We start from the raw sequence: 20,270 nt of genomic DNA on the forward strand, positions 1-20,270 counted from the left end.
GATTTCTCCAGCGTGCGGTAAAAAGTAATCCTGTTGCATTGAAAGACTGCCGTTGCAGAGCGGTTTGTGCCCCGCAACGGCGTCTTTTTGGCCGGCAATTCAACGCAGTGGGAGGGTGATCGATTGCAGGCGTTTGCCATCGCGGTCGTGGTAATTGACCTGAATCTGGCCCGCCTCGACCACCAGATGAGCGAAATTGTCTTCACTCACCACGCTGCTCGTCAGTTCATGCCGATAATCGCCCGCCGCCGTGCGCACCAGCGGTTGATCCAGAATGAACGTGGACGCTTTGGCGTACGGCAGCAGTTTGCTGTTGCACAGCGGCGAGGACACCACGGTGTGGACTTCGAAGTCCGGGTCTTCGCTGTGGCTCAGGCGAGCGGTCAGCGAGCCATGTACGTCACCCGAAATGAACACGACATTCTTGATACGCTGGGTGCGGATGGTTTCCAGCAGGCGCAGGCGCTGTTCGGGGAAGGCTTTCCAGGCGTCATCGCCATGAAGTTTGCGATCCGGATAGAACATCACGCTGGTGACCACGAACTTGACCCGCGCCTCGCTGTTGCTCAGCCATTTCAACAAGGCCTGTTCCTGTGCCTCGTCGAGGATGCGTCGGTCATCGGCTGACAAGTTGCGGCGGGTGCGACTGTCAGTCACAAACCATTCAATATCGCCATCGCTGAATTGATACCAGTAATGCTCGAGTGTTGCGTGATCTATATCTCCGTTAGTTGTCAGCGGATGTGCCGGGCTGTGACTGGCCTGATACAACTCATAGGCGGCCATGGCATTACGGTATAAGTCACCGTCGGACTTGCTGGCATTGGCGGGCCAGTTATCTTCGATTTCGTGATCATCGAGAATCATGTAAGTCGAAGTGCTAGCCATCAGTCGTTTTATATTCTGTTGAGAAAAAGCCGCGCGGTACTTGCTCAGGATGTCTTTATATTCGCGATCCGGTGCAAGCAGATTCAAATCGTCGACGTAGATTTGATCGCCGGTCATCAATACCGCGCTGATCGGTGGTTGTATGCCCTCGATCAATTGGTTGATGGACGCGAAGATCCGGTCGCCCAATTGCGGCAGGGAGGCGATGCCGGCGGTCATGCGCAGGTAGCGGCAGGAGCCGACGATATAGGCTTTGGGTTGCAGGGCTTTGCTGGAGCGGGTGCGCAGACGATAGATCTCTCGTGGCCATTGCAGCGGCAGTTCGGCGACGCTGTCCGGGGTGTGCACCGGATTCATCGGGCTGAACCAGCCGACCTGATATTCATATTCGGTGTCGCTACTCAAATTGTTGAGGGCGAATACTTCAGACATGTCGCGTAATTCGCTCAGGCGGGCGAAGTTACCTTTCGACCATTGTTGTGTACCGGAACTGCGAAAACGCACTGCGGCAAATACCGGCGATTTATTCTGCTGATCGCCCCGCATGAAGATGCGCGCGTGATCAGTTGTGACGTGGCCGACAATCGGGCCGATAGTTGGTTTTAACATGTCGAATCCATTCGAGTTAACTTTGATTAACAGGGTTCTACTAATTTTTCTTAGTTGAATTGGCTGGGGCTAGGTTAGTTGCGTATCGAATAAAAAAGATCGGGGCCAAGTCGACCGAGGTTGTGGCCGATGTCAGCGCGACGTGTGGGAAAAAGACGAGAGGGTATGTTTCTTCAGGCAAAAAAAAGCCCCGCCAAACTGACGGGGTTGAGGTACGAGCGTGTGGCGCTCGAAAGGGTGCAGCAATCGGCCCTCCGTTGCTGGAGGGCCGACCGAGTTACAGCAGGATCGTGCGGATGTCGGCCAGCAGGCTGCCCAGACGCTGGGTGAAGCGTGCGGCAGCGGCGCCGTTGATCACACGGTGATCGTAGGACAGCGACAGCGGCAGCATCAGTTTCGGCTGGAAGGCTTTGCCGTCCCAGACTGGCTGGATGGTTGCCTTGGAAACACCGAGAATCGCCACTTCCGGCGCGTTGACGATCGGCGTGAAGCCGGTGCCGCCAATGTGGCCGAGGCTGGAAATGGTGAAGCAAGCGCCCTGCATGTCGTCAGCGGTGAGCTTCTTGTCGCGGGCTTTGGCGGCCAGCGCAGCGGCTTCGGCTGCCAGTTGCAACAGGCTCTTCTGGTCGACGTTCTTGATGACCGGTACCAGCAGGCCATCCGGGGTGTCGACGGCGAAGCCGATGTTCACGTATTTCTTGCGGATGATCGCCTTGCCGCTTGGCGCCAGCGAACTGTTGAAGTCCGGCAGCTCCTTGAGCATGTGCGCGCACGACTTGAGCAGCAGCGGCAGGATGGTCAGCTTGACGCCGGCCTTCTCTGCAACGGCTTTCTGCGCGACGCGGAACGCTTCCAGCTCGGTGATATCAGCCGAATCGAACTGAGTCACGTGCGGGATGTTCAACCAGCTGCGGTGCAGGCTCGACGCGCCGATCTGCATCAGGCGAGTCATCGGCACTTCTTCGATTTCGCCGAAACGGCTGAAGTCGACGACCGGAATCGGCGGGATGCCCGCGCCACCGGTTGCGCCAGCAGCAGCGGCCCGTGCTTCCTTGGCCTTCTGCATCATCGCTTTGACGTAAACCTGCACGTCTTCTTTCAAGATACGACCGTGCGGGCCGCTGGCGCCGACAGCGTTCAGCTCGACGCCGAACTCACGGGCCAGTTGACGCACGGCTGGGCCGGCGTGAACTTTCGCGCCCGGCTTGGCCGGTGCGGCGGCTGGAGCGGTAGCAGGTGCAGCGGCAGCCGGAGCAGCAGCGGCAGGTGCCGGAGCGCTCGGAGCAGCAGCGGCGGCAGCTGGAGCCGGGGCAGCAGCAGGCGCTGCTCCTTTGACTTTCAGCTTGAGGATCAGGTCGCCGGTACCGACTTCGTCATCCAGCTTGATGGAAACGCTTTCCACCACGCCAGCGGCAGGCGATGGGATTTCCATGCTTGCCTTGTCGGATTCCAGGGTGATCAGCGACTGATCGGCTTCAACGGTATCGCCAGCCTTGACCAACACTTCGATGATCTTGGCTTTGCCGGCCGAACCGATGTCCGGAACGTGGATGTCCTGAACGCTGTCGGCAACCGGTGCTGCTGGCGCGGCTGCCGGAGCAGGCGCGGCGGCAGCGGCCGGGGCAGCGGCCTGAGCCGGAGCGGCAGCCGCAGGGGCCGCAGCGCCCGCCACTTCCAGATCCAGAATCAGGTCGCCAGTGCCGACTTCGTCGTTGAGCTTGACGCTGATGGCTTTAACCACGCCAGCGGCAGGCGACGGGATTTCCATGCTCGCCTTGTCGGATTCCAGGGTGATCAAAGATTGATCAGCTTCGACTTTATCGCCGACCTTGACCTGGATCTCGATGATCTGCGCCTTGCCCGACGAGCCGATGTCCGGCACGTGCACTTGCTGAACCGAAGCGGCAGCAGCTGGCGCGGCAGCTGCAGGAGCGGCAGCCGGTTTGGCTTCAGTTTTTGCAGCCGGCGCAGCAGCAGGAGCAGGGGCCGCTTCAGCGGCGCCCTCGACTTCCAGCTCCAGCAGTTCGTCGCCTTCTTTCAGACGGTCGCCCAGCTTCACTTTCAGGCTCTTGATGACGCCGGCTTTCGGGGCCGGCACTTCCATGCTGGCCTTGTCCGATTCCAGGGTCAGGATGCTCTGGTCGGCTTCGATACGGTCGCCGACCTTCACAAACAGTTCAATTACTTCACCTTCACCGCTGCCGATGTCAGGTACGCGAATGAGTTCGCTCACAAAATGTCTCCTCAGCAGTCCAGTGGGTTGCGTTTTTCCGGGTCGATGCCGAACTTGGTGATGGCTTCAGCCACAACCTTAGGTTCGATATCACCACGGTCAGCCAGTGCTTCCAGGGCTGCCAACACCACGAAATGACGGTCAACTTCGAAGAAATGACGCAGTTTTTTGCGGCTGTCGCTGCGGCCGAAACCGTCGGTGCCGAGGACTTTGAATTCCTTGGACGGTACCCACTGACGGATCTGCTCAGCGAACAGCTTCATGTAGTCGGTAGAGGCGATGACCGGACCTTTACGGCCGTTCAGGCACTCTTCGACGTAGCTCAGCTTAGGCTTCTGGCCAGGCTTCAGACGGTTGCTGCGCTCTACAGCGAGGCCGTCGCGACGCAGTTCGTTGAAGCTGGTAACGCTCCACACGTCAGCGCCAACGTTGAACTCTTCACGCAGAATCTTCGCCGCTTCACGGACTTCACGCAGGATGGTGCCGGAGCCCATCAGCTGGACGTGGTGCGCCGCATCGCGGGTGTCTTCTTCGAGCAGGTACATGCCTTTCTTGATGCCTTCTTCGGCACCGGCCGGCATGGCTGGCTGCTGGTACGACTCGTTCATCACGGTGATGTAGTAGAAGATGTCCTGTTGCTCTTCGGTCATCTTCTTCATGCCGTCCTGAATGATCACCGCCAGCTCGTAGCCGTAGGTTGGATCGTAGGTGCGGCAGTTCGGGATGGTCGCGGCCAACAGGTGGCTGTGACCGTCTTCGTGTTGCAGACCTTCACCGTTCAGGGTGGTACGACCGGCGGTGCCGCCGATCAGGAAGCCACGGGTACGGCTGTCGCCAGCGGCCCAGGCCAGGTCGCCAATACGCTGGAAGCCGAACATCGAGTAGAAGATGTAGAACGGCAGCATTGGCTGGTTGTGGCTGGAGTACGAAGTACCGGCAGCGATGAAGGAACTCATGGCGCCCGCTTCGTTGATGCCTTCTTCAAGGATCTGACCTTTCTGGTCTTCCTTGTAGAACATCACCTGGTCTTTATCGACTGGCTCGTAGAGCTGGCCGACGGACGAGTAGATGCCGAGCTGACGGAACATGCCTTCCATACCGAAAGTACGGGCTTCGTCCGGGATGATCGGAACGATGCGCGGGCCGATTTCCTTGTCCTTGACCAGTTGCGCGAGGATCCGCACGAAAGCCATGGTGGTGGAAATTTCACGGTCGCCGGAGCCGTCAAGGATGGCCTTGAGGGTGTCGAGGTCCGGCGTCGGCACGCTGAAGCTTTGTGCGCGGCGCTGAGGCACGAAACCGCCCAGTGCAGTGCGGCGCTCGCTGAGGTAGCGGGCTTCGGCGCTGTTTGGCTCTGGCTTGAAGAACGGCAGGTTCTCCAGCTCTTCGTCCTTGACCGGGATGTCGAAACGATCGCGGAACAACTTCAGGCTGTCGACGTCGACTTTCTTGGTGTTGTGCGCAGTGTTTTTCGCTTCGCCGGCACCGGTGCCATAACCTTTGATGGTCTTGGCGAGGATGACGGTTGGTTGTTCTTTGTGGTTGACCGCTTCGTGGTACGCCGCATAGACCTTGTACGGGTCGTGGCCGCCACGGTTGAGTTTCCAGATCTCGTCGTCGGACAGATCAGCAACCATCGCCTTGAGTTCTGGCGTGTTGAAGAAGTGTTCACGCACGAACGCGCCGTCTTTGGCTTTGTAGTTCTGGTACTCGCCGTCGATGACTTCGTCCATGCGACGTTGCAGGATGCCGTCGACGTCTTTGGCCAGCAGTGGGTCCCAGAAACGGCCCCAGATGACTTTGGTCACGTTCCACTGAGCACCGCGGAATACGCCTTCGAGTTCCTGGATAATCTTGCCGTTGCCGCGAACCGGGCCGTCGAGGCGCTGCAGGTTGCAGTTGATGACGAAGATCAGGTTGTCCAGCTTTTCGCGGCCGGCCAGGGAGATCGCGCCCAGGGATTCCGGTTCGTCGCACTCGCCGTCGCCCAGGAAGCACCAGACTTTCTGTTTGCCCGGCTGGATGAAACCGCGGTGTTCCAGGTACTTCATGAAGCGTGCCTGGTAGATCGCTTGAATCGGACCCAGACCCATGGATACGGTCGGGAACTGCCAGAAGTCAGGCATCAGCCAAGGGTGCGGGTAGGACGACAGGCCCTGACCGTCGACTTCCTGGCGGAAGTTGTTCATCTGGTCTTCGGTGATGCGGCCTTCCATGAATGCGCGGGCGTAAACGCCTGGCGAGGTGTGGCCCTGGAAGTAGATCAGGTCGCCGCCGTGTTCGTCGGTCGGGGCCTGGAAGAAGTAGTTGAAGCCGATGTCATACAGGGTCGCACTGGAAGCGAAGCTGGAGATGTGACCACCCAGGTCAGAATCTTTCAGGTTCGTACGCATTACCATGGCCATCGCGTTCCAGCGCACCAGCGAGCGAATGCGGCGTTCCATGAACAGGTCGCCAGGCATGCGTGCTTCGTGGGTTACCGGGATGGTGTTGCGGTAAGGCGTGGTGATGGCGTAAGGGAGCTGCGAGCCGCTGCGGGTCGCGAGTTCGCCCATACGGGTCATCAGATAGTGAGCACGGTCTTCGCCTTCTTTGTCGAGAACCGATTCCAGGGCGTCCAGCCATTCCTGGGTTTCGACGGGATCGAGGTCTTGCATGGCTTGCTCCAGGGCGGAAAGGCTTCCAGAATCGGTTGCCTGAGTTTGCGACTGGCCTTGTGGGCAGACGATTTAAAATTCTTGGATTGCCGATAGGTTGTTCCGGCGGCGTGTAGTTTTACTACAAATCTTCCGGCATTTCAGCCTTTCGAATGTATAGACGAGTAGTAAAACTACAGAAGAATGGCTTGTGGCCTCCGGCTGCGTTGTGAGAATAATCGTTAAGGTTGGTCTTTTGCCATCCGAAAAAGGTGAAACTTTGATGTTCGCTGCCAAAGAGAAAGAAATTTCAGCTATTTCTAACTTTTGTTCGACAGTCCTCCGGGTAGCGGCTTTTCACCAATCACTACAAGCGGCCATTTATACGCCGATCAAGGATAGACCATGACCCTGCCCGTGCTTGCCGAACTGCCTGCCATTCTCCTGCCGTTGGTCACTCGATCCGAGCAGTCGTTCCGTACGGCCGTCGCCGCGCTGGAAGACGATCACGGCCTGGCGAACTGGACGCCAGAGCGCTGGGCGCAGTTCGCCCGCGTCACCGCCGCCAGCGAGTTTGTCATTGAACAGAGCGTTCGTGACCCTTTGATGTTGCTCGCGCTGGTGCAGTCCGGCGAACTCGACCGGGCCTTCGCGCCGGGTGAATTGTGTGCGCAGATTGCTGCGGCAGTGAACGCCGCGCAAACCGAAGATGAACTCGGCCGCGCCTTGCGCCGCCAGCGCGCTCGCCATCAAGTGCGGATCATCTGGCGCGATCTCACCCGTCAGGCCGATCTGGTGCAGACCTGCCGCGATCTCTCGGATATGGCCGACGCGACCATCGACCAGGCTTATCAGTGGTTGTACAGCCGCCATTGCGAACAGTTCGGCACGCCGACCGGCCGCCGCAGCGGTGAGCCGCAGCCAATGGTCATTCTCGGCATGGGCAAGCTCGGCGCCGTCGAGCTGAACCTGTCTTCAGATATCGATCTGATCTTCGCCTACCCCGAGGGCGGCGAAACGGTGGGCGTGAAGCGCTCGCTGGATAATCAGGAATTCTTTATTCGTCTCGGCCAGCGCTTGATCAAGGCGCTGGACCCGATGACCGTCGACGGTTTTGTATTCCGTGTCGACATGCGCCTGCGCCCGTACGGCTCGTCCGGCGCGCTGGTGCTGAGCTTCAATGCGCTGGAGCAGTATTACCAGGATCAGGGCCGCGACTGGGAACGCTACGCGATGATCAAGGCGCGGGTGGTGGCCGGCGATCAGGTCGCGGGCGCGCAGTTGCTCGACATGTTGCGACCGTTCGTTTATCGACGTTACCTCGATTTTTCGGCGATCGAAGCGCTGCGCACCATGAAGCAGTTGATCCAGCAGGAAGTGCGGCGCAAGGGCATGGCCGACAACATCAAGCTCGGTTCCGGTGGCATCCGCGAGGTCGAGTTCATCGCTCAGGCTTTTCAGTTGATCCACGGTGGCCGCGACCTGAGCCTGCAACAGCGTCCTCTATTAAAGGTGCTGAGTACGCTGGAAGGGCAGGGTTATTTGCCGCCGGCAGTGATCAGCGAGTTGCGCGAAGGCTACGAATTTCTCCGGTACACCGAACACGCCATTCAAGCGATCGCCGACCGCCAGACCCAGATGCTACCGGATGGCGCGCAGGATCAGGCGCGCATTGCCTTCATGCTCGGTTTCGCCGATTGGGATGCTTTTCACGAGAAACTGATGTTTTGGCGTGGCCGCGTCGCCTGGCACTTCGCCCAGGTGATCGCCGATCCCGACGAGGAGGAAGGCGCCGAAAGTGAAGTGGTAGTCGGTGGTGAATGGCTGCCGCTGTGGGAAGAGGCGCAGGACGAAGAGGCCGCGTGCCGGCAGTTGGAGGAGGGCGGTTTTGCCGATGCCAGCAAAGCTCTGAAGGCGCTGGCCGGATTGCGCAGCAGTCCGCAACTGCGGGCGATGCAGCGGTTGGGGCGTGAGCGTCTCGACGCCTTTATTCCGCGTCTGTTGGCGCAGGCCGTCGAGCATGCCAATCCGGATCTGGTGCTTGAACGCGTGCTGCCGCTGGTGGAAGCAGTTGCCCGGCGTTCGGCTTATCTGGTCTTGCTGACGGAAAACCCCAGCGCCCTGCGACGCTTACTGACGCTGTGTGCAGCGAGCCCGTGGATCGCCGAGCAGATCACCCGCTTCCCGCTGCTGCTGGATGAATTGCTTAACGAAGGTCGTTTGTTCAAGCCGCCCTTGGCGCCGGAACTGGCCGCCGAGTTGCGCGAGCGGTTGACGCGGATTCCCGAAGATGACCTCGAACAACAAATGGAGGCCCTGCGCCATTTCAAACTGGCGCACCGCTTGCGCGTCGCCGCCTCGGAAATTGCCGGCAGCCTGCCGCTGATGAAAGTCAGCGATTACCTGACCTGGCTGGCCGAGGCGATTCTCGAGCAAGTGCTGGCCCTGGCCTGGCGCCAGACGGTGGCCAAGTACGGCACGCCGCTGCGCACCGACGGCACGTTGTGCGATCCAGGTTTCATCATTGTCGGTTACGGCAAAGTCGGCGGTCTGGAATTGGGCCATGGTTCGGACCTGGACCTGGTGTTTATCCACGACGGCGATCCACAGGCGGAAACCGACGGGCCGAAGTCGATTGATGGCGCGCAGTTTTTCACGCGCCTGGGGCAGCGGATCATTCACTTGCTGACGGCGCAGACCAACTCCGGTCAGCTCTACGAAGTGGACATGCGTCTGCGCCCATCCGGTGCTTCGGGGCTGTTGGTCAGTTCGTTGGGTGCGTTTGCCCGCTATCAGGAAAATGAAGCCTGGACCTGGGAACATCAGGCCCTGGTGCGGGCGCGGGTGTTGGTCGGTAGTCAGGATGTCGGTCAGGCGTTCGAGAAAGTTCGCGCCCAGGTGCTGGGCAAGGCGCGTGATCTGGCCAAGCTGCAACAGGAAGTCAGCGAGATGCGCGCGAAGATGCGCGATAACCTTGGCACCAAGAGCACCGCAGCCGGTACCGCAGCAAATGCCTTCGACGCCACGGCGCCGTTCGACCTCAAGCAGGACGCCGGTGGTATCGTCGATATTGAATTTATGGTGCAATACGCGGCCCTGGCGTGGTCGCACAGCCACCCGCCACTGCTGCGCTGGACCGATAACATCCGCATTCTGGAAGAGCTGGAACACGAAGGGCTGATGCCTGCCGAAGATGCCAGCCTGTTGCGCGAGGCCTATAAAGCCTACCGCTCCGCCGCCCACCGGCAGGCCTTGCAGAAGGACCCGGGGGTGATTGCCGGAGACCAGTTTGTCGAAGAACGGCGGCAGGTTTTGCGGATATGGAAAGAGATGGGGCTAAGCTGAAACGCAGATGTAAGAATGAATGCAAAACCCTGTGGGAGTGAGCCTGCTCGCGATAGCGGAGTATCAGACGACAACAATGTTGAATGTAACGACCCCATCGCGAGCAGGCTCGCTCCTACAATGAATCTGCGGTGAGTCGCAGATGTGTGAACAGAGGCAAAACCATGTGGGAGCGAGCCTGCTCGCGATAGCGGAGTGACAGTCGACAGTCATGTTGAAGGTAATGACCCATCGCAAGCAGTGCCGCTCCCTCAGTGATTCTCGAGGCGGGGAGGCGTAAATGCCTCCCCGGTTCGTTTATGGAAACCACATGAATATTCTGATCGTTGGGCCCAGTTGGGTCGGTGACATGGTGATGGCGCAGACACTGTTTCAGTGTCTCAAGCAGCGCCACCCGCAATGCGAAATCGACGTGCTGGCCCCCGAGTGGAGCCGGCCGATCCTTGAGCGCATGCCTGAAGTGCGCAAGGCCTTGAGCTTCCCGCTCGGCCACGGCGCGCTGGAATTGGCGACGCGTCGGCGCATCGGCAAGTCCCTGCGTGGCCAGTACGATCAGGCGATCCTGCTGCCCAACTCGCTGAAATCGGCGCTAGTGCCGTTTTTCGCCGGCATCCCGAAACGCACGGGCTGGCGCGGCGAGTTCCGTTACGGCCTGCTTAACGACGTACGCACCCTCGATAAAGCACGCTATCCGCTGATGATCGAGCGGTTCATGGCGTTGGCCTATGAGCCGAACGCCGAGCTGCCGAAGCCGTATCCGCGCCCAAGTCTGCAAATCGATCCGGTGACCCGTGAAGCGGCGCTGGCCAAGTTTGGCCTGACCCTTGATCGCCCGGTGTTGGCGCTGTGCCCCGGTGCCGAGTTCGGCGAGTCCAAGCGCTGGCCGTCCGAGCATTACGCCAAAGTCGCCGAAGCGCGCATTCGCGAAGGCTGGCAGGTGTGGCTGTTCGGTTCGAAAAACGATCACGCCGTCGGTGAAGATATCCGCGCACGCTTGATCCCGGGCCTGCGTGAAGAATCAGTCAACCTCAGTGGCGGAACCTCGCTCGCCGAAGCCATCGACCTGCTGTCCTGCGCCGATGCGGTGGTCTCCAACGATTCCGGCCTGATGCACGTTGCCGCTGCGCTGAACCGCCCATTGGTGGCGGTCTACGGCTCGACTTCGCCGGGCTTTACCCCGCCGCTGGCCGAACACGTCGAAGTGGTGCGTCTGGGCCTCGATTGCAGCCCGTGCTTCGACCGCACCTGCCGCTTCGGTCATTACAACTGCCTGCGCCAGCTGATGCCGGACGCGGTCAACGATGCCTTGCAGAAATTGCAGGGCTCAGTGGTCGAGGTTCATTAAGTTGCGGGTACTGCTGATCAAGACTTCATCGCTGGGCGACGTGATTCATGCGTTGCCGGCGCTGACTGACGCCGCCAGGGCGATCCCCGGGATCAAATTCGATTGGGTCGTTGAAGAAGGCTTCGCCGAGATTCCCACCTGGCACCCGGCCGTCGACAAAGTGATTCCGGTGGCGATCCGCCGCTGGCGCAAAAACATCTGGAAAACCATTACCAGCGGCGAGTGGAAACGCTTCAAGCAAAGGGTGCGCGCCAACAAATACGACTTGGTGATCGACGCCCAAGGCTTGCTGAAAAGCGCCTGGCTGACCCGTTACGTCAAAGCCCCGGTAGCCGGACTCGATAAAGGTTCGGCCCGTGAACCGATGGCCTCGCGTTTCTATGATCGCAAATTGGCCGTCGCCCGTGGTCAGCACGCCGTCGAGCGGGTGCGGCAGTTGTTCGCCATCGCCCTCGGTTACGACCTGCCAAAAGGCCTCGGCGACTACGGCCTCAACGTCGAACGTCTGGTCGAGTTGCCGCGAAAAAACGCCTTCGTGGTGTTCCTGCATGGCACCACTTGGGACACCAAGCACTGGCCGGAAAGTTATTGGCGTGAACTGACTGAGCGCGTCGGTTACCTCGGCGTCGGCGTCAAACTGCCGTGGGGTAGCCCGCAGGAAAAGGCTCGCGCCGAACGCATCGCTGCCGGTTTCAAACACGCTGAAGTGCTGCCGAAACTCAATCTGGCCGGCGTCGGCAAAGTCCTTGCCGGCGCGCAGGCTTGCGTGGCGGTGGACACCGGTCTCGGCCACTTGGCCGCGGCGCTGGATGTGCCGACCATTTCGCTGTTCGGCCCGACCAATCCGGGCCTGACCGGCGCTTACGGCAAATTGCAGATTCACCTGGCCAGCGACTTCCCGTGCGCGCCGTGCCTGCAAAAGAAATGTACCTATCAACCGACCGCGCAGGATGCCCGTCAGTTTGACCTGAAGCGTGAACAGCCGCTGTGCTTCACGCGTTTGAACCCCGAGCGTGTCGCCAGCCGACTGAGCACGTTGTTAATGGCTGAGGAGCTGCGCTGATGCAATTGGCATTCGTCCTGTACAAATATTTCCCGTTCGGTGGCTTGCAGCGCGACTTCATGCGCATCGCCCTCGAATGCCAGAAGCGCGGTCATAAGATCCGCGTCTACACGCTGATCTGGGAAGGCGACGTGCCGCCCGGTTTCGAAGTGCTGGTGGCGCCGGTCAAGGCGTTCTTCAATCACCGTCGCAACGAAAAGCTCAGCGCATGGATGGAGGCGGATCTGGCCAAGCGCCCGGTCGATCGTCTGATCGGTTTCAACAAGATGCCGGGTCTGGACGTCTATTACGCCGCCGATGGCTGCTTCGAAGACAAGGCGCAGAACCTGCGCCATTCGCTGTATCGCCGCTGGGGCCGTTATCGCCACTTTGCCGAATACGAGCGCGCGGTATTCGCCAAAGACGCAAAGACCGAAGTGCTGATGATTTCCGAAGTGCAGCAACCGCTGTTCATCAAGCATTACGACACGCCGCTTGAGCGTTTCCACCTGTTGCCGCCGGGCATTGCCCAGGATCGTCGCCGCCCGGCGGATGCCGATGAGATTCGCGCCGGGTTCCGCGCTGAATTCAATCTCAGGGACGACGAACTGCTGCTGGTGCAGATCGGCTCCGGGTTCAAGACCAAAGGTGTCGATCGCAGCCTGAAAGCACTGGCTGCATTGCCTGCCGAACTGAAGAAACGCACCCGGCTGTTTGTAATCGGCCAGGATGACCCCAAATTGTTCCAGATGCAGAGTGCAACTTTGGGTCTGGGCGATAACGTGACGTTCCTTAAAGGGCGCAGCGATATCCCGCGCTTCCTGCTCGGCGCCGACCTGTTGATTCACCCGGCGTACAACGAAAACACCGGTACCGTGTTGCTCGAAGCGCTGGTCGCCGGCTTGCCGGTGCTGGTCAGCGCGGTCTGCGGTTACGCCCATTACATTGCCGAGGCCGATGCCGGGCGAGTGCTGGACGAGCCGTTCGATCAGGCGCAGCTGACGCAATACCTGACTGACATGTTGAAAGATGACGCTGCACGGGCGGCCTGGAGCCGCAATGGTCTGGCTTATGCCGAGACGGCCGACCTCTACAGCATGCCGCAGCACGCGGCCGATGTGATTCTGGCGGAGCACGCTTAATGAAGTTGATGCTGGCTGAACCGTTCAAAAGCCTTTGGGCCGGACGCGACCCGTTCGCCGAAGTCGAAGGCTTGCAGGGCGAGGTATACCGCGAGCTGGAAGCACGCCGGACACTGCGCACGGAAGTCGACGGTAACGGATTTTTCGTCAAGATCCACCGTGGCATCGGCTGGGGTGAAATCTTCAAAAACCTGCTGACCGCCAAGCTGCCGGTACTCGGCGCGGGTCAGGAATGGAAGGCCATCCAGCGTCTGCAGGAAGTCGGCGTGCCGACCATGACCGCCGTCGCGTACGGCGAGAAGGGCAGCAACCCGGCGGATCAGCACTCGTTTATCGTCACCGAAGAACTGGCGCCGACCGTCAGCCTGGAAGACTTCAGCATCGACTGGATCAAGCAGCCGCCGGAGCCAACGCTCAAGCGCGCGCTGATCGCCGAAGTCGCGCGCATGACCGGCATGATGCACCGCGCCGGCGTCAACCATCGCGACTGCTACATCTGCCACTTCCTGTTGCACACCGATAAACCGGTGACGCCGGACGACTTCAAACTGTCGGTGATCGACCTGCACCGTGCCCAGACCCGCGCGAAAATCACCCAGCGCTGGCGCAACAAAGATCTGGCCGCGCTGTACTTTTCCGCGCTGGACATCGGCCTGACCCGCCGCGACAAGCTGCGCTTCCTCAAGGGCTATTTCCAGCAACCGCTGCGCCAGATCCTGGCGCAAGAAGCGCCGCTGCTGAACTGGCTCGAAGGCAAAGCCAACAAGCTCTATGCACGTAAGCAGCGTTACGGGGATGCGCTCTGATGGCGGGTTGGACTCTCGAGTCGCAATACAGCGAGCTCGCCGATGATTTTGGCAGCCTCGAAGCCGTCTTTGCGTTGCAGGGCGAGCGCCTGACCCGCGACCCGCTGTCGGAAGTGATCCGCGTGCAGCGCAACGGCGTCAACTATTACGTCAAACGCTACGTCGGCGCCGGTAAAGGCTTGCGCCGCTACCTCGGCAAGCCGCGAGTGAAGATGGAATGGCAGAACCTCAAACGCTTCGCCAAGTGGGGCATTCCCACTGCAGAGGTGGTGGCCTGGGGCCTGGAGCGACGTGGCGCGGCGTATGATCGCGGCGCCATGATCACGCGCGAATTGCCCAACACCGAAGACCTTTCGGCGCTCGCCGAGCGCAAGGATCCGAAACTCAAGGATCGCGCCTGGGTCGATGGCGTCAGTCGGCAACTGGCCGGCTATACCCGGACGATGCATGATCACCGATTTACCCATAACGATTTGAAATGGCGCAACCTGTTGATCGATGAGCAGGCCCGCATATTTCTGATCGATTGCCCTAACGGCGAGTTCTGGCGCGGCTTCTGGCTCAAGTATCGGATCACCAAGGATCTGGCCTGTCTCGATAAACTCGCCAAATACCACCTGTCCAATACCCAACGCCTGCGCTTCTATAAGCAATACCGCCAGTGCGATCGGCTTGATAGCGCCGACAAGAAACGGATTCGGCACGTGGTGAGATTTTTCGAGGGACGCGAATGACTGATTTTCTTGCCGCTGAAGACCGTGCACTGCTCGAGCGCCATGGTCTCGGCACTTTTGACGCACTGTGGGCCAAACAGCTTGAAGCTGTGGACGAACCCAATACCGCCCGTGGCGGCTGGAGCAGCGTCTTCCGCCTGGACGTGGAAGGGCAGGGTTATTACCTCAAGCGCCAGAGCAATTATCTGACGCGCACCTTGCACGCGCCTTTCGGTGAGCCCAGTTTTGCCCGCGAGTTTCGCAATATCAGCCGCTATCGCAAGCTCGGTATTCCGGCGCTGCAAGCGGCGTTTTTCGGTGAGCGCAAGGTCGACGGCGAGGTTCGCGCGATCCTGCTGACCCGGGCACTCGATGGCTGGAATGATCTGGAGTCGCTGTTGCAGCGTTGGGCGCAGCTCAGTGCCGCGCAGCAGTCGGCCATTCTCAAGGCCTGCGGATTGCTGGCGCGACATCTGCACGGTGTGCGTCAGGTGCACGGCTGCTTTTATCCCAAGCATATTTTTCTGCGCGCCACCGGTGACGGGTATCAGGCGCAATTGATCGACCTGGAAAAAACCCGTCCCTTGTTGTTCGGCGTGCGTGACCGGATCAAGGACCTGGAGCCGTTGCAACGCCGCGCGCCGGAATGGAACGAGGCACAACTGCGTGAACTGCTGGCGGCTTATCTCGATCAGCCCACTGACAGCTCGCTGCTCGACAGCTGGCTCGTCCGGCTGACCGCGCGCCGCAGTCACAAGGAGACGCGCTGATGCAATTGTCCGAGCTGGCCGCTGTCGGGCGAACCCCGTCACTGCCGCTGACCGTGACCTTGGCCGATGCGGCCGGGAGTGCGGATCTGCAACTGCTGAGTTTGCTGCGGGTGCTGCCAGGGCAACGCTACGTCGGCGCCGGTGTCTGGCGTGGCCGTCCGGTGCTGGCCAAATTGCTGGTCGGTGGCAAAGCCGCCCGGCATTTTCAGCGTGAACTGGAAGGGGTGCGCTTGTTAGCCGCGCAAGGCATGACGACACCCTTGCTGCTGGCCGATGGTTTGAAAAGTGACGAAGGTGGCTGGCTGCTGTTCGATTTCCTTGAGGGCGCCGAAAGCCTTGGCGATGCCTGGACCAAGGTCGAGTCGCTGCCGTTGCTCGCTGATGAACAGTCGGCGGTATTGGCCGAGGCGCTGGGCGCCATTGCCCAATTGCACGGCAAAGGTCTCTGGCAGGAGGACCTGCACCTGGACAATCTGCTGCGTCACGGCGGTCAGTTGTACTTGATTGACGGTGCGGGCATTTGCGCAGAAACCGCCGGTCAGCCGTTGTCGCGACAAAAAGTCCTGGAGAACCTCGGCGTATTTTTCGCTCAGTTGCCCAAGGCGCTGGAGCCGTTCACCGAAGAGCTGCTGGTGTATTACCTGTTGAGCAACAGCGAGCACGCATTGCCGCTGGAAGCCTTGCAGAAGCAGATCGACAAAGTGCGTCGCTGGCGTTTGAAAGACTTTCTGATCAAGGTCGGTCGCGAGTGCACGCTGTTCAGTGTGCGGCGTGGAGCGTTCGGTCTGCGCGCGATCCGCCGCGAAGAAGAGTCGGCCATGGTTCCAGTGCTGGATCAGGCCGATGCGCTGCTGGATCAGGGGCATCTGTACAAGACCGGTGGTGCGGCGAGCGTCGGCAAGGTTCAGGCGGGCGCGCGCACGCTGGTGATCAAGCGCTACAACATCAAGGGCTTTGCGCATTGGCTCAAGCGTTTCTGGCGGCCGAGTCGGGCCTGGCATTCGTGGCGCGAAGGTAATCGACTGGCGTTCCTCGGCATCGCGACGCCAAAGCCGCTGGCGGTACTGGAGAAGCGCTTTTTGTGGCTGCGCAGTCGTGCGTATCTGGTAACCGAGTTCCTGCCCGGGCCGGACATCATCGAACGCTTTGCGCCCTATGTTGAAAGTGGCGAAGCGCCTGAGGCGGAGTTGCAGGCACTTGACCTGTTGTTCGCTCGACTGATTGACGAGCGCATCAGCCATGGCGATTTCAAAGGGCATAATCTGTTCTGGCAGCACGATCGCTGGGCGCTGATCGATCTGGATTCGATGTGCCAGCACGGATCCGCCGGCAGTTTCGCCCCGGCTTATATACGTGACCGTGCGCGATTCATGCGTAATTGGCCCGAGAGCAGTGCGTTGTATCAGGTCATAGATCAGCGTTTACCGAAAAAAATCGCCAACACGGTCTGAGTCAAACCAGTACAGCAGTAGAGGACAGGATTCAGCGACTTGTCCTACAGCATCTCCAGAATCCATGAACTGTGTCCTGTGCAGTCCCGATGCTAATTTGCCCAACGACCTTGGAGGGCGAATCTTGACCATCAAACAGGCTGCAACGCTGGGTGTATTTTCATGGGTTCTGGCTGGCTGTGGCAGCACCATGACCGTATTGCAGGACGATGCCGACGTCGCCCGCGACATGCGCAAGCAAAAAACCTACTGCCAATCCATTCCGCGGATTTACAGCGGTCTGGCCTTCGACTTCTGCGTGTTGAACGCGCCTCCCGATCCGAGTGGGGTTCTTTTGCCATTCGTGCTTCTGGATCTGCCATTGTCCGGTGTATTCGATACAGTAGCGTTGCCCTATACGGTTTATCGTCAGGTCACCGACGGCAACCTTGCTATTTACTGGCGCAAGGGCGGTTATTGAGTAGCGGGGCGAGGTTTCCTTCAAACCATTCGCCCTGGGGCAATCGCGCAGGGTAATTCCCCACTCGTTTACGCTATAATCCCGCCCTTTAGCTGTCACTCGCCCTGTGCGAGGGCACATCAATTTTCAAGGCGCATTGCGCCTGCACGCAGACTAAAGAGGCTAGACCCCTGTGGCATTGACGATTCTTGGCCTGTCCGGCGCCCTTAGCCATGATCCTTCAGCGGCCTTGTACATCGACGGCAAGCTGGTGGCGGCGGCTGAAGAAGAGCGCTTCGTACGCGATAAACATGCAAAGAACCGCATGCCCTACGAATCGGCGAAGTTCTGTCTCGAACAGGCCGGCATCAAGCCGTCCGATGTTGACGTGGTCGCGATTCCATTTGCCCCGATCAGCCTGTTCGGCAAAGCGCGCTGGCACTACGCCAAGCGTTACTGGTATGCACCGGATCGCGCCCTTGATGCGATCCTGATGGGCAACCGTCGCTACAAGCGCTACCGCAACAAGATTGTCTGGTGCCTGGAGCAACTGGGTTTCGATCCGAAAAAGATCAAGATCGAGCCGGTCGAACACCACTTGGCTCACGCCTCCAGTGCCTACCATTGCTCCGGTTTCAAAGAAAAAACCGCGATCCTCGGTATCGACGGCAAGGGTGAGTACGCCACGACCTTCTTCGGCTATGGCGAAAACGGCAAGATCCACAAGATCAAGGAATTCTTCGATCCTGACTCCCTCGGTGGCTTGTACGGTGCGATCACCGAGTTCCTCGGTTTCGAGATGCTCGACGGTGAGTTCAAGGTCATGGGCATGGCGCCGTATGGCGATGCCAGCAAGTACGATTTCTCGCGTCTGGCCTCGTTCGAAAACGGTGAGTTGGTGATCAACACCGACTACGCCAACGTCATCGGCCTGCGTCGCTACAAAGAGAAGGGCAAAGGCTTCTACTTCTCGCCGAAACTGATCGAGTGGCTGGGTCCGAAGCGCGAAGGCGACATCGCTGACGAGCCTTACATCCACTACGCCGCGAGCATGCAAGCGCTGTTCGAGAAACTGGCGTTGCAGATGATCGACTACTATCTGGGCGACGTACTCAAGGAAACCGGCAAACTGGCCTTCGCCGGTGGTTGTGCGCTGAACGTCAAACTGAACCAGAAAATCATTGCCCGCGACGACATCAAGGAACTGTTCGTGCAACCTGCGTCCGGCGATGCCGGCACTGCGGTTGGTGCGGCTGCCTACGTGTCCCACGCCCGAGGCGTGCCGGTCGAGAAGATGGAGCACGTCTATCTCGGCCCGTCGTACAGCAACGAGGACGTGATCGCCGCCTGCGCCCGTCATGAGAGCAAGCCGACCTGGCGCAAGCTCGACAACATGCCGGAACAGATTGCCAAAATCATGGTCGATGGTAATCCGGTCGCCTGGTTCCAGGGGCGCATGGAGTTCGGTCCGCGTGCATTGGGCGGGCGCTCGATCATTGGTTGCCCGAGCGTGGCTGGCGTGGCTGATCGCATCAACCACCAGATCAAGTTCCGCGAGCGCTGGAGGCCTTTCTGCCCGTCGATGCTCGACACCGTTGCGCCGCAAATGATCAAGATCGACCACCCGGCACCGTTTATGACCTTCACTTTCGAAGTGGCGGAAGAGTGGAAGACCCGCGTGCCGGAAGTCGTCCATGAAGACGGCACCTCCCGTGCCCAGGTGCTCAAGCGTGAATACAACCCGCGCTACTACGACATGATGAAGGCGCTGGAAAACCTGACCGGTAACGGCGTATCGCTGAACACCTCGCTCAATCGTCGTGGCGAACCGATGATCTGCTCGCCGACCGACGCGCTGAACATGTTTTTCGGTTCTGACCTGGAATACCTGATCATGGAAGATATTCTGGTCGTAAAAGCGGGTGTAAAAGGATACGAACTTGACTGAAACACTGATCAGCGTCGTCATTCCGGTTTACAACTATGCGCGAACGCTTCCACGTGCAGTGGAATCGGTGTTGGCGCAGTTGGATGAAGCGACCGCGGATCTGCTGGTCATCGACGACGGGTCGACGGACGATACGCCCGAGGTAGTCGAAAAACTCCTGCTCAAGCACGGCGGGCGTTTTCGTGCGTTGCGCAAAAGTAACGGCGGATTGTCGTCGGTGCGCAATCGAGGGCTGGAAGAGACAACCGGACGGTATCTGGTGTTTCTCGACTCTGATGATGAGATGGCGCCCGGTGCCTTGGCTGCACTTTCGCAGCACCTCGAAAGTAATCCAAACAGCCTGATGGTGATCGGCGCGCACTGGTCGGTGTTTGCAGACGGGCGACGCAGCTTGCAGGCGGCCAAGCCGCTGCCTGTGACGCCCCGCCAGCGCCTGCAGGGTTACCTGCTGAACAAGACGGTGTCGATTTCCAACGGTGCCTGTGCGATGCACCGCGATGTATTCGTTTTGGGTAATTACCCGGAAAATTTGCGCAACGTCGAGGACTTGCCAGTATTCGCCCAAGTGCTGGCGCGCTACCCCTGCACCGTTCTGGACGAGCCCCTGGCGCTGATTTACAAGCACGCCGACAGCATGCGCCATGATCTGCGCCAAAGCCTTGCTGCCGGAACGGAGCAGGTGGTCAGCGAAGTTTTTTCCAGTCGGCGGATGCCCGAGGAAATGTTTGATTTGCGCCAGGCGTTTATGGCGCAGCGTTGCCTGTCGTTGTTTCGCGACTGTTATTCCCATGGCGAGTACAAACTGGCCAAATCGTTTTACTTTAAGGCCTTGCGTGCAGACTGGCGGACGTTTTCGCGCTGGTCCTACACGCGCAAGGCGTTGCGGGTGCTGTTTCGGTAAAC

The 20,270-nt window shown here is 59.6% G+C and carries 14 protein-coding genes; 11 read left to right on the forward strand and 3 right to left on the reverse strand.

The window, feature by feature from the left end:
• Positions 1–99: 99 nt before the first annotated feature.
• The 3 genes from AC3IUF_RS02330 to aceE form a co-directional block, all read right to left on the reverse strand.
• Entirely contained in the window at positions 100–1,497 is a 1,398-nt protein-coding gene (locus tag AC3IUF_RS02330; RefSeq protein WP_123376878.1) for an alkaline phosphatase D family protein, read from the reverse strand.
• A gap of 277 nt (positions 1,498–1,774) precedes the next feature.
• A complete protein-coding gene (gene aceF / locus AC3IUF_RS02335; RefSeq protein ID WP_489280256.1) occupies positions 1,775–3,730 on the reverse strand; it encodes a dihydrolipoyllysine-residue acetyltransferase in 1,956 nt (651 codons plus the stop codon).
• Positions 3,731–3,741: 11 nt separating this feature from the next.
• Positions 3,742–6,387, reverse strand: a complete 2,646-nt coding sequence (aceE, locus tag AC3IUF_RS02340) for a pyruvate dehydrogenase (acetyl-transferring), homodimeric type (protein ID WP_008081364.1) — start codon at positions 6,385–6,387, stop codon at positions 3,742–3,744.
• 384 nt (positions 6,388–6,771) lie between these two features.
• Between aceE and glnE the strand changes: the two genes are divergently transcribed.
• From glnE to AC3IUF_RS02395, 11 genes are all read left to right on the forward strand, one after another.
• Positions 6,772–9,711, forward strand: a complete 2,940-nt coding sequence (glnE, locus tag AC3IUF_RS02345) for a bifunctional [glutamate--ammonia ligase]-adenylyl-L-tyrosine phosphorylase/[glutamate--ammonia-ligase] adenylyltransferase (RefSeq protein ID WP_489280257.1) — start codon at positions 6,772–6,774, stop codon at positions 9,709–9,711.
• A 310-nt stretch (positions 9,712–10,021) separates the two neighbouring features.
• Entirely contained in the window at positions 10,022–11,056 is a 1,035-nt protein-coding gene (gene waaF, locus AC3IUF_RS02350) for a lipopolysaccharide heptosyltransferase II (RefSeq protein WP_042704930.1), read from the forward strand.
• A 1-nt stretch (position 11,057) separates the two neighbouring features.
• The gene (waaC, locus tag AC3IUF_RS02355) at positions 11,058–12,119 is read left to right on the forward strand and encodes a lipopolysaccharide heptosyltransferase I (RefSeq protein WP_489280259.1); all 1,062 of its coding nucleotides are present in this window, start codon (positions 11,058–11,060) and stop codon (positions 12,117–12,119) included.
• Positions 12,119–13,240 carry a glycosyltransferase family 4 protein gene (locus tag AC3IUF_RS02360; protein WP_007915686.1) on the forward strand — a complete coding sequence of 374 codons (1,122 nt, stop codon included), beginning with the start codon at positions 12,119–12,121 and terminating at the stop codon, positions 13,238–13,240. The genes waaC and AC3IUF_RS02360 overlap by 1 nt, the downstream gene beginning before the upstream one ends.
• Positions 13,240–14,046 (forward strand): lipopolysaccharide core heptose(I) kinase RfaP, encoded by an 807-nt coding sequence (rfaP, locus tag AC3IUF_RS02365; RefSeq protein WP_095113470.1) that lies wholly within the window; start codon positions 13,240–13,242, stop codon positions 14,044–14,046. The genes AC3IUF_RS02360 and rfaP overlap by 1 nt, the downstream gene beginning before the upstream one ends.
• The gene (locus tag AC3IUF_RS02370; RefSeq protein ID WP_007915688.1) at positions 14,046–14,780 is read left to right on the forward strand and encodes a lipopolysaccharide kinase InaA family protein; all 735 of its coding nucleotides are present in this window, start codon (positions 14,046–14,048) and stop codon (positions 14,778–14,780) included. Before rfaP ends, AC3IUF_RS02370 begins: the two co-directional genes overlap by 1 nt.
• Positions 14,777–15,529 (forward strand): lipopolysaccharide kinase InaA family protein, encoded by a 753-nt coding sequence (locus tag AC3IUF_RS02375; protein WP_007915690.1) that lies wholly within the window; start codon positions 14,777–14,779, stop codon positions 15,527–15,529. Before AC3IUF_RS02370 ends, AC3IUF_RS02375 begins: the two co-directional genes overlap by 4 nt.
• Positions 15,529–16,980 (forward strand): lipopolysaccharide kinase InaA family protein, encoded by a 1,452-nt coding sequence (locus tag AC3IUF_RS02380; RefSeq protein ID WP_095113471.1) that lies wholly within the window; start codon positions 15,529–15,531, stop codon positions 16,978–16,980. Before AC3IUF_RS02375 ends, AC3IUF_RS02380 begins: the two co-directional genes overlap by 1 nt.
• A gap of 124 nt (positions 16,981–17,104) precedes the next feature.
• Positions 17,105–17,440, forward strand: coding sequence for a YceK/YidQ family lipoprotein (locus AC3IUF_RS02385; protein ID WP_007915693.1), 336 nt, complete (start codon positions 17,105–17,107; stop codon positions 17,438–17,440).
• 172 nt (positions 17,441–17,612) lie between these two features.
• Positions 17,613–19,367 carry a carbamoyltransferase family protein gene (locus AC3IUF_RS02390; protein ID WP_007915701.1) on the forward strand — a complete coding sequence of 585 codons (1,755 nt, stop codon included), beginning with the start codon at positions 17,613–17,615 and terminating at the stop codon, positions 19,365–19,367.
• Positions 19,360–20,268, forward strand: coding sequence for a glycosyltransferase family 2 protein (locus AC3IUF_RS02395; RefSeq protein WP_007915704.1), 909 nt, complete (start codon positions 19,360–19,362; stop codon positions 20,266–20,268). The genes AC3IUF_RS02390 and AC3IUF_RS02395 overlap by 8 nt, the downstream gene beginning before the upstream one ends.
• The last annotated feature ends 2 nt before the right edge of the window (positions 20,269–20,270 follow it).

It is taken from the genome of Pseudomonas sp. KH_040 (assembly GCF_057839305.1).

Coding starts and splice junctions, on each gene's coding strand:
- AC3IUF_RS02330 (WP_123376878.1), bottom strand. CDS start 1,497: ATGTTAAAACCAACTATCGGCCCGATTGTCGGCCACGTCACAACTGAT.
- aceE (WP_008081364.1), bottom strand. CDS start 6,387: ATGCAAGACCTCGATCCCGTCGAAACCCAGGAATGGCTGGACGCCCTG.
- glnE (WP_489280257.1), top strand. CDS start 6,772: ATGACCCTGCCCGTGCTTGCCGAACTGCCTGCCATTCTCCTGCCGTTG.
- waaF (WP_042704930.1), top strand. CDS start 10,022: ATGAATATTCTGATCGTTGGGCCCAGTTGGGTCGGTGACATGGTGATG.
- AC3IUF_RS02360 (WP_007915686.1), top strand. CDS start 12,119: ATGCAATTGGCATTCGTCCTGTACAAATATTTCCCGTTCGGTGGCTTG.
- rfaP (WP_095113470.1), top strand. CDS start 13,240: ATGAAGTTGATGCTGGCTGAACCGTTCAAAAGCCTTTGGGCCGGACGC.
- AC3IUF_RS02370 (WP_007915688.1), top strand. CDS start 14,046: ATGGCGGGTTGGACTCTCGAGTCGCAATACAGCGAGCTCGCCGATGAT.
- AC3IUF_RS02375 (WP_007915690.1), top strand. CDS start 14,777: ATGACTGATTTTCTTGCCGCTGAAGACCGTGCACTGCTCGAGCGCCAT.
- AC3IUF_RS02380 (WP_095113471.1), top strand. CDS start 15,529: ATGCAATTGTCCGAGCTGGCCGCTGTCGGGCGAACCCCGTCACTGCCG.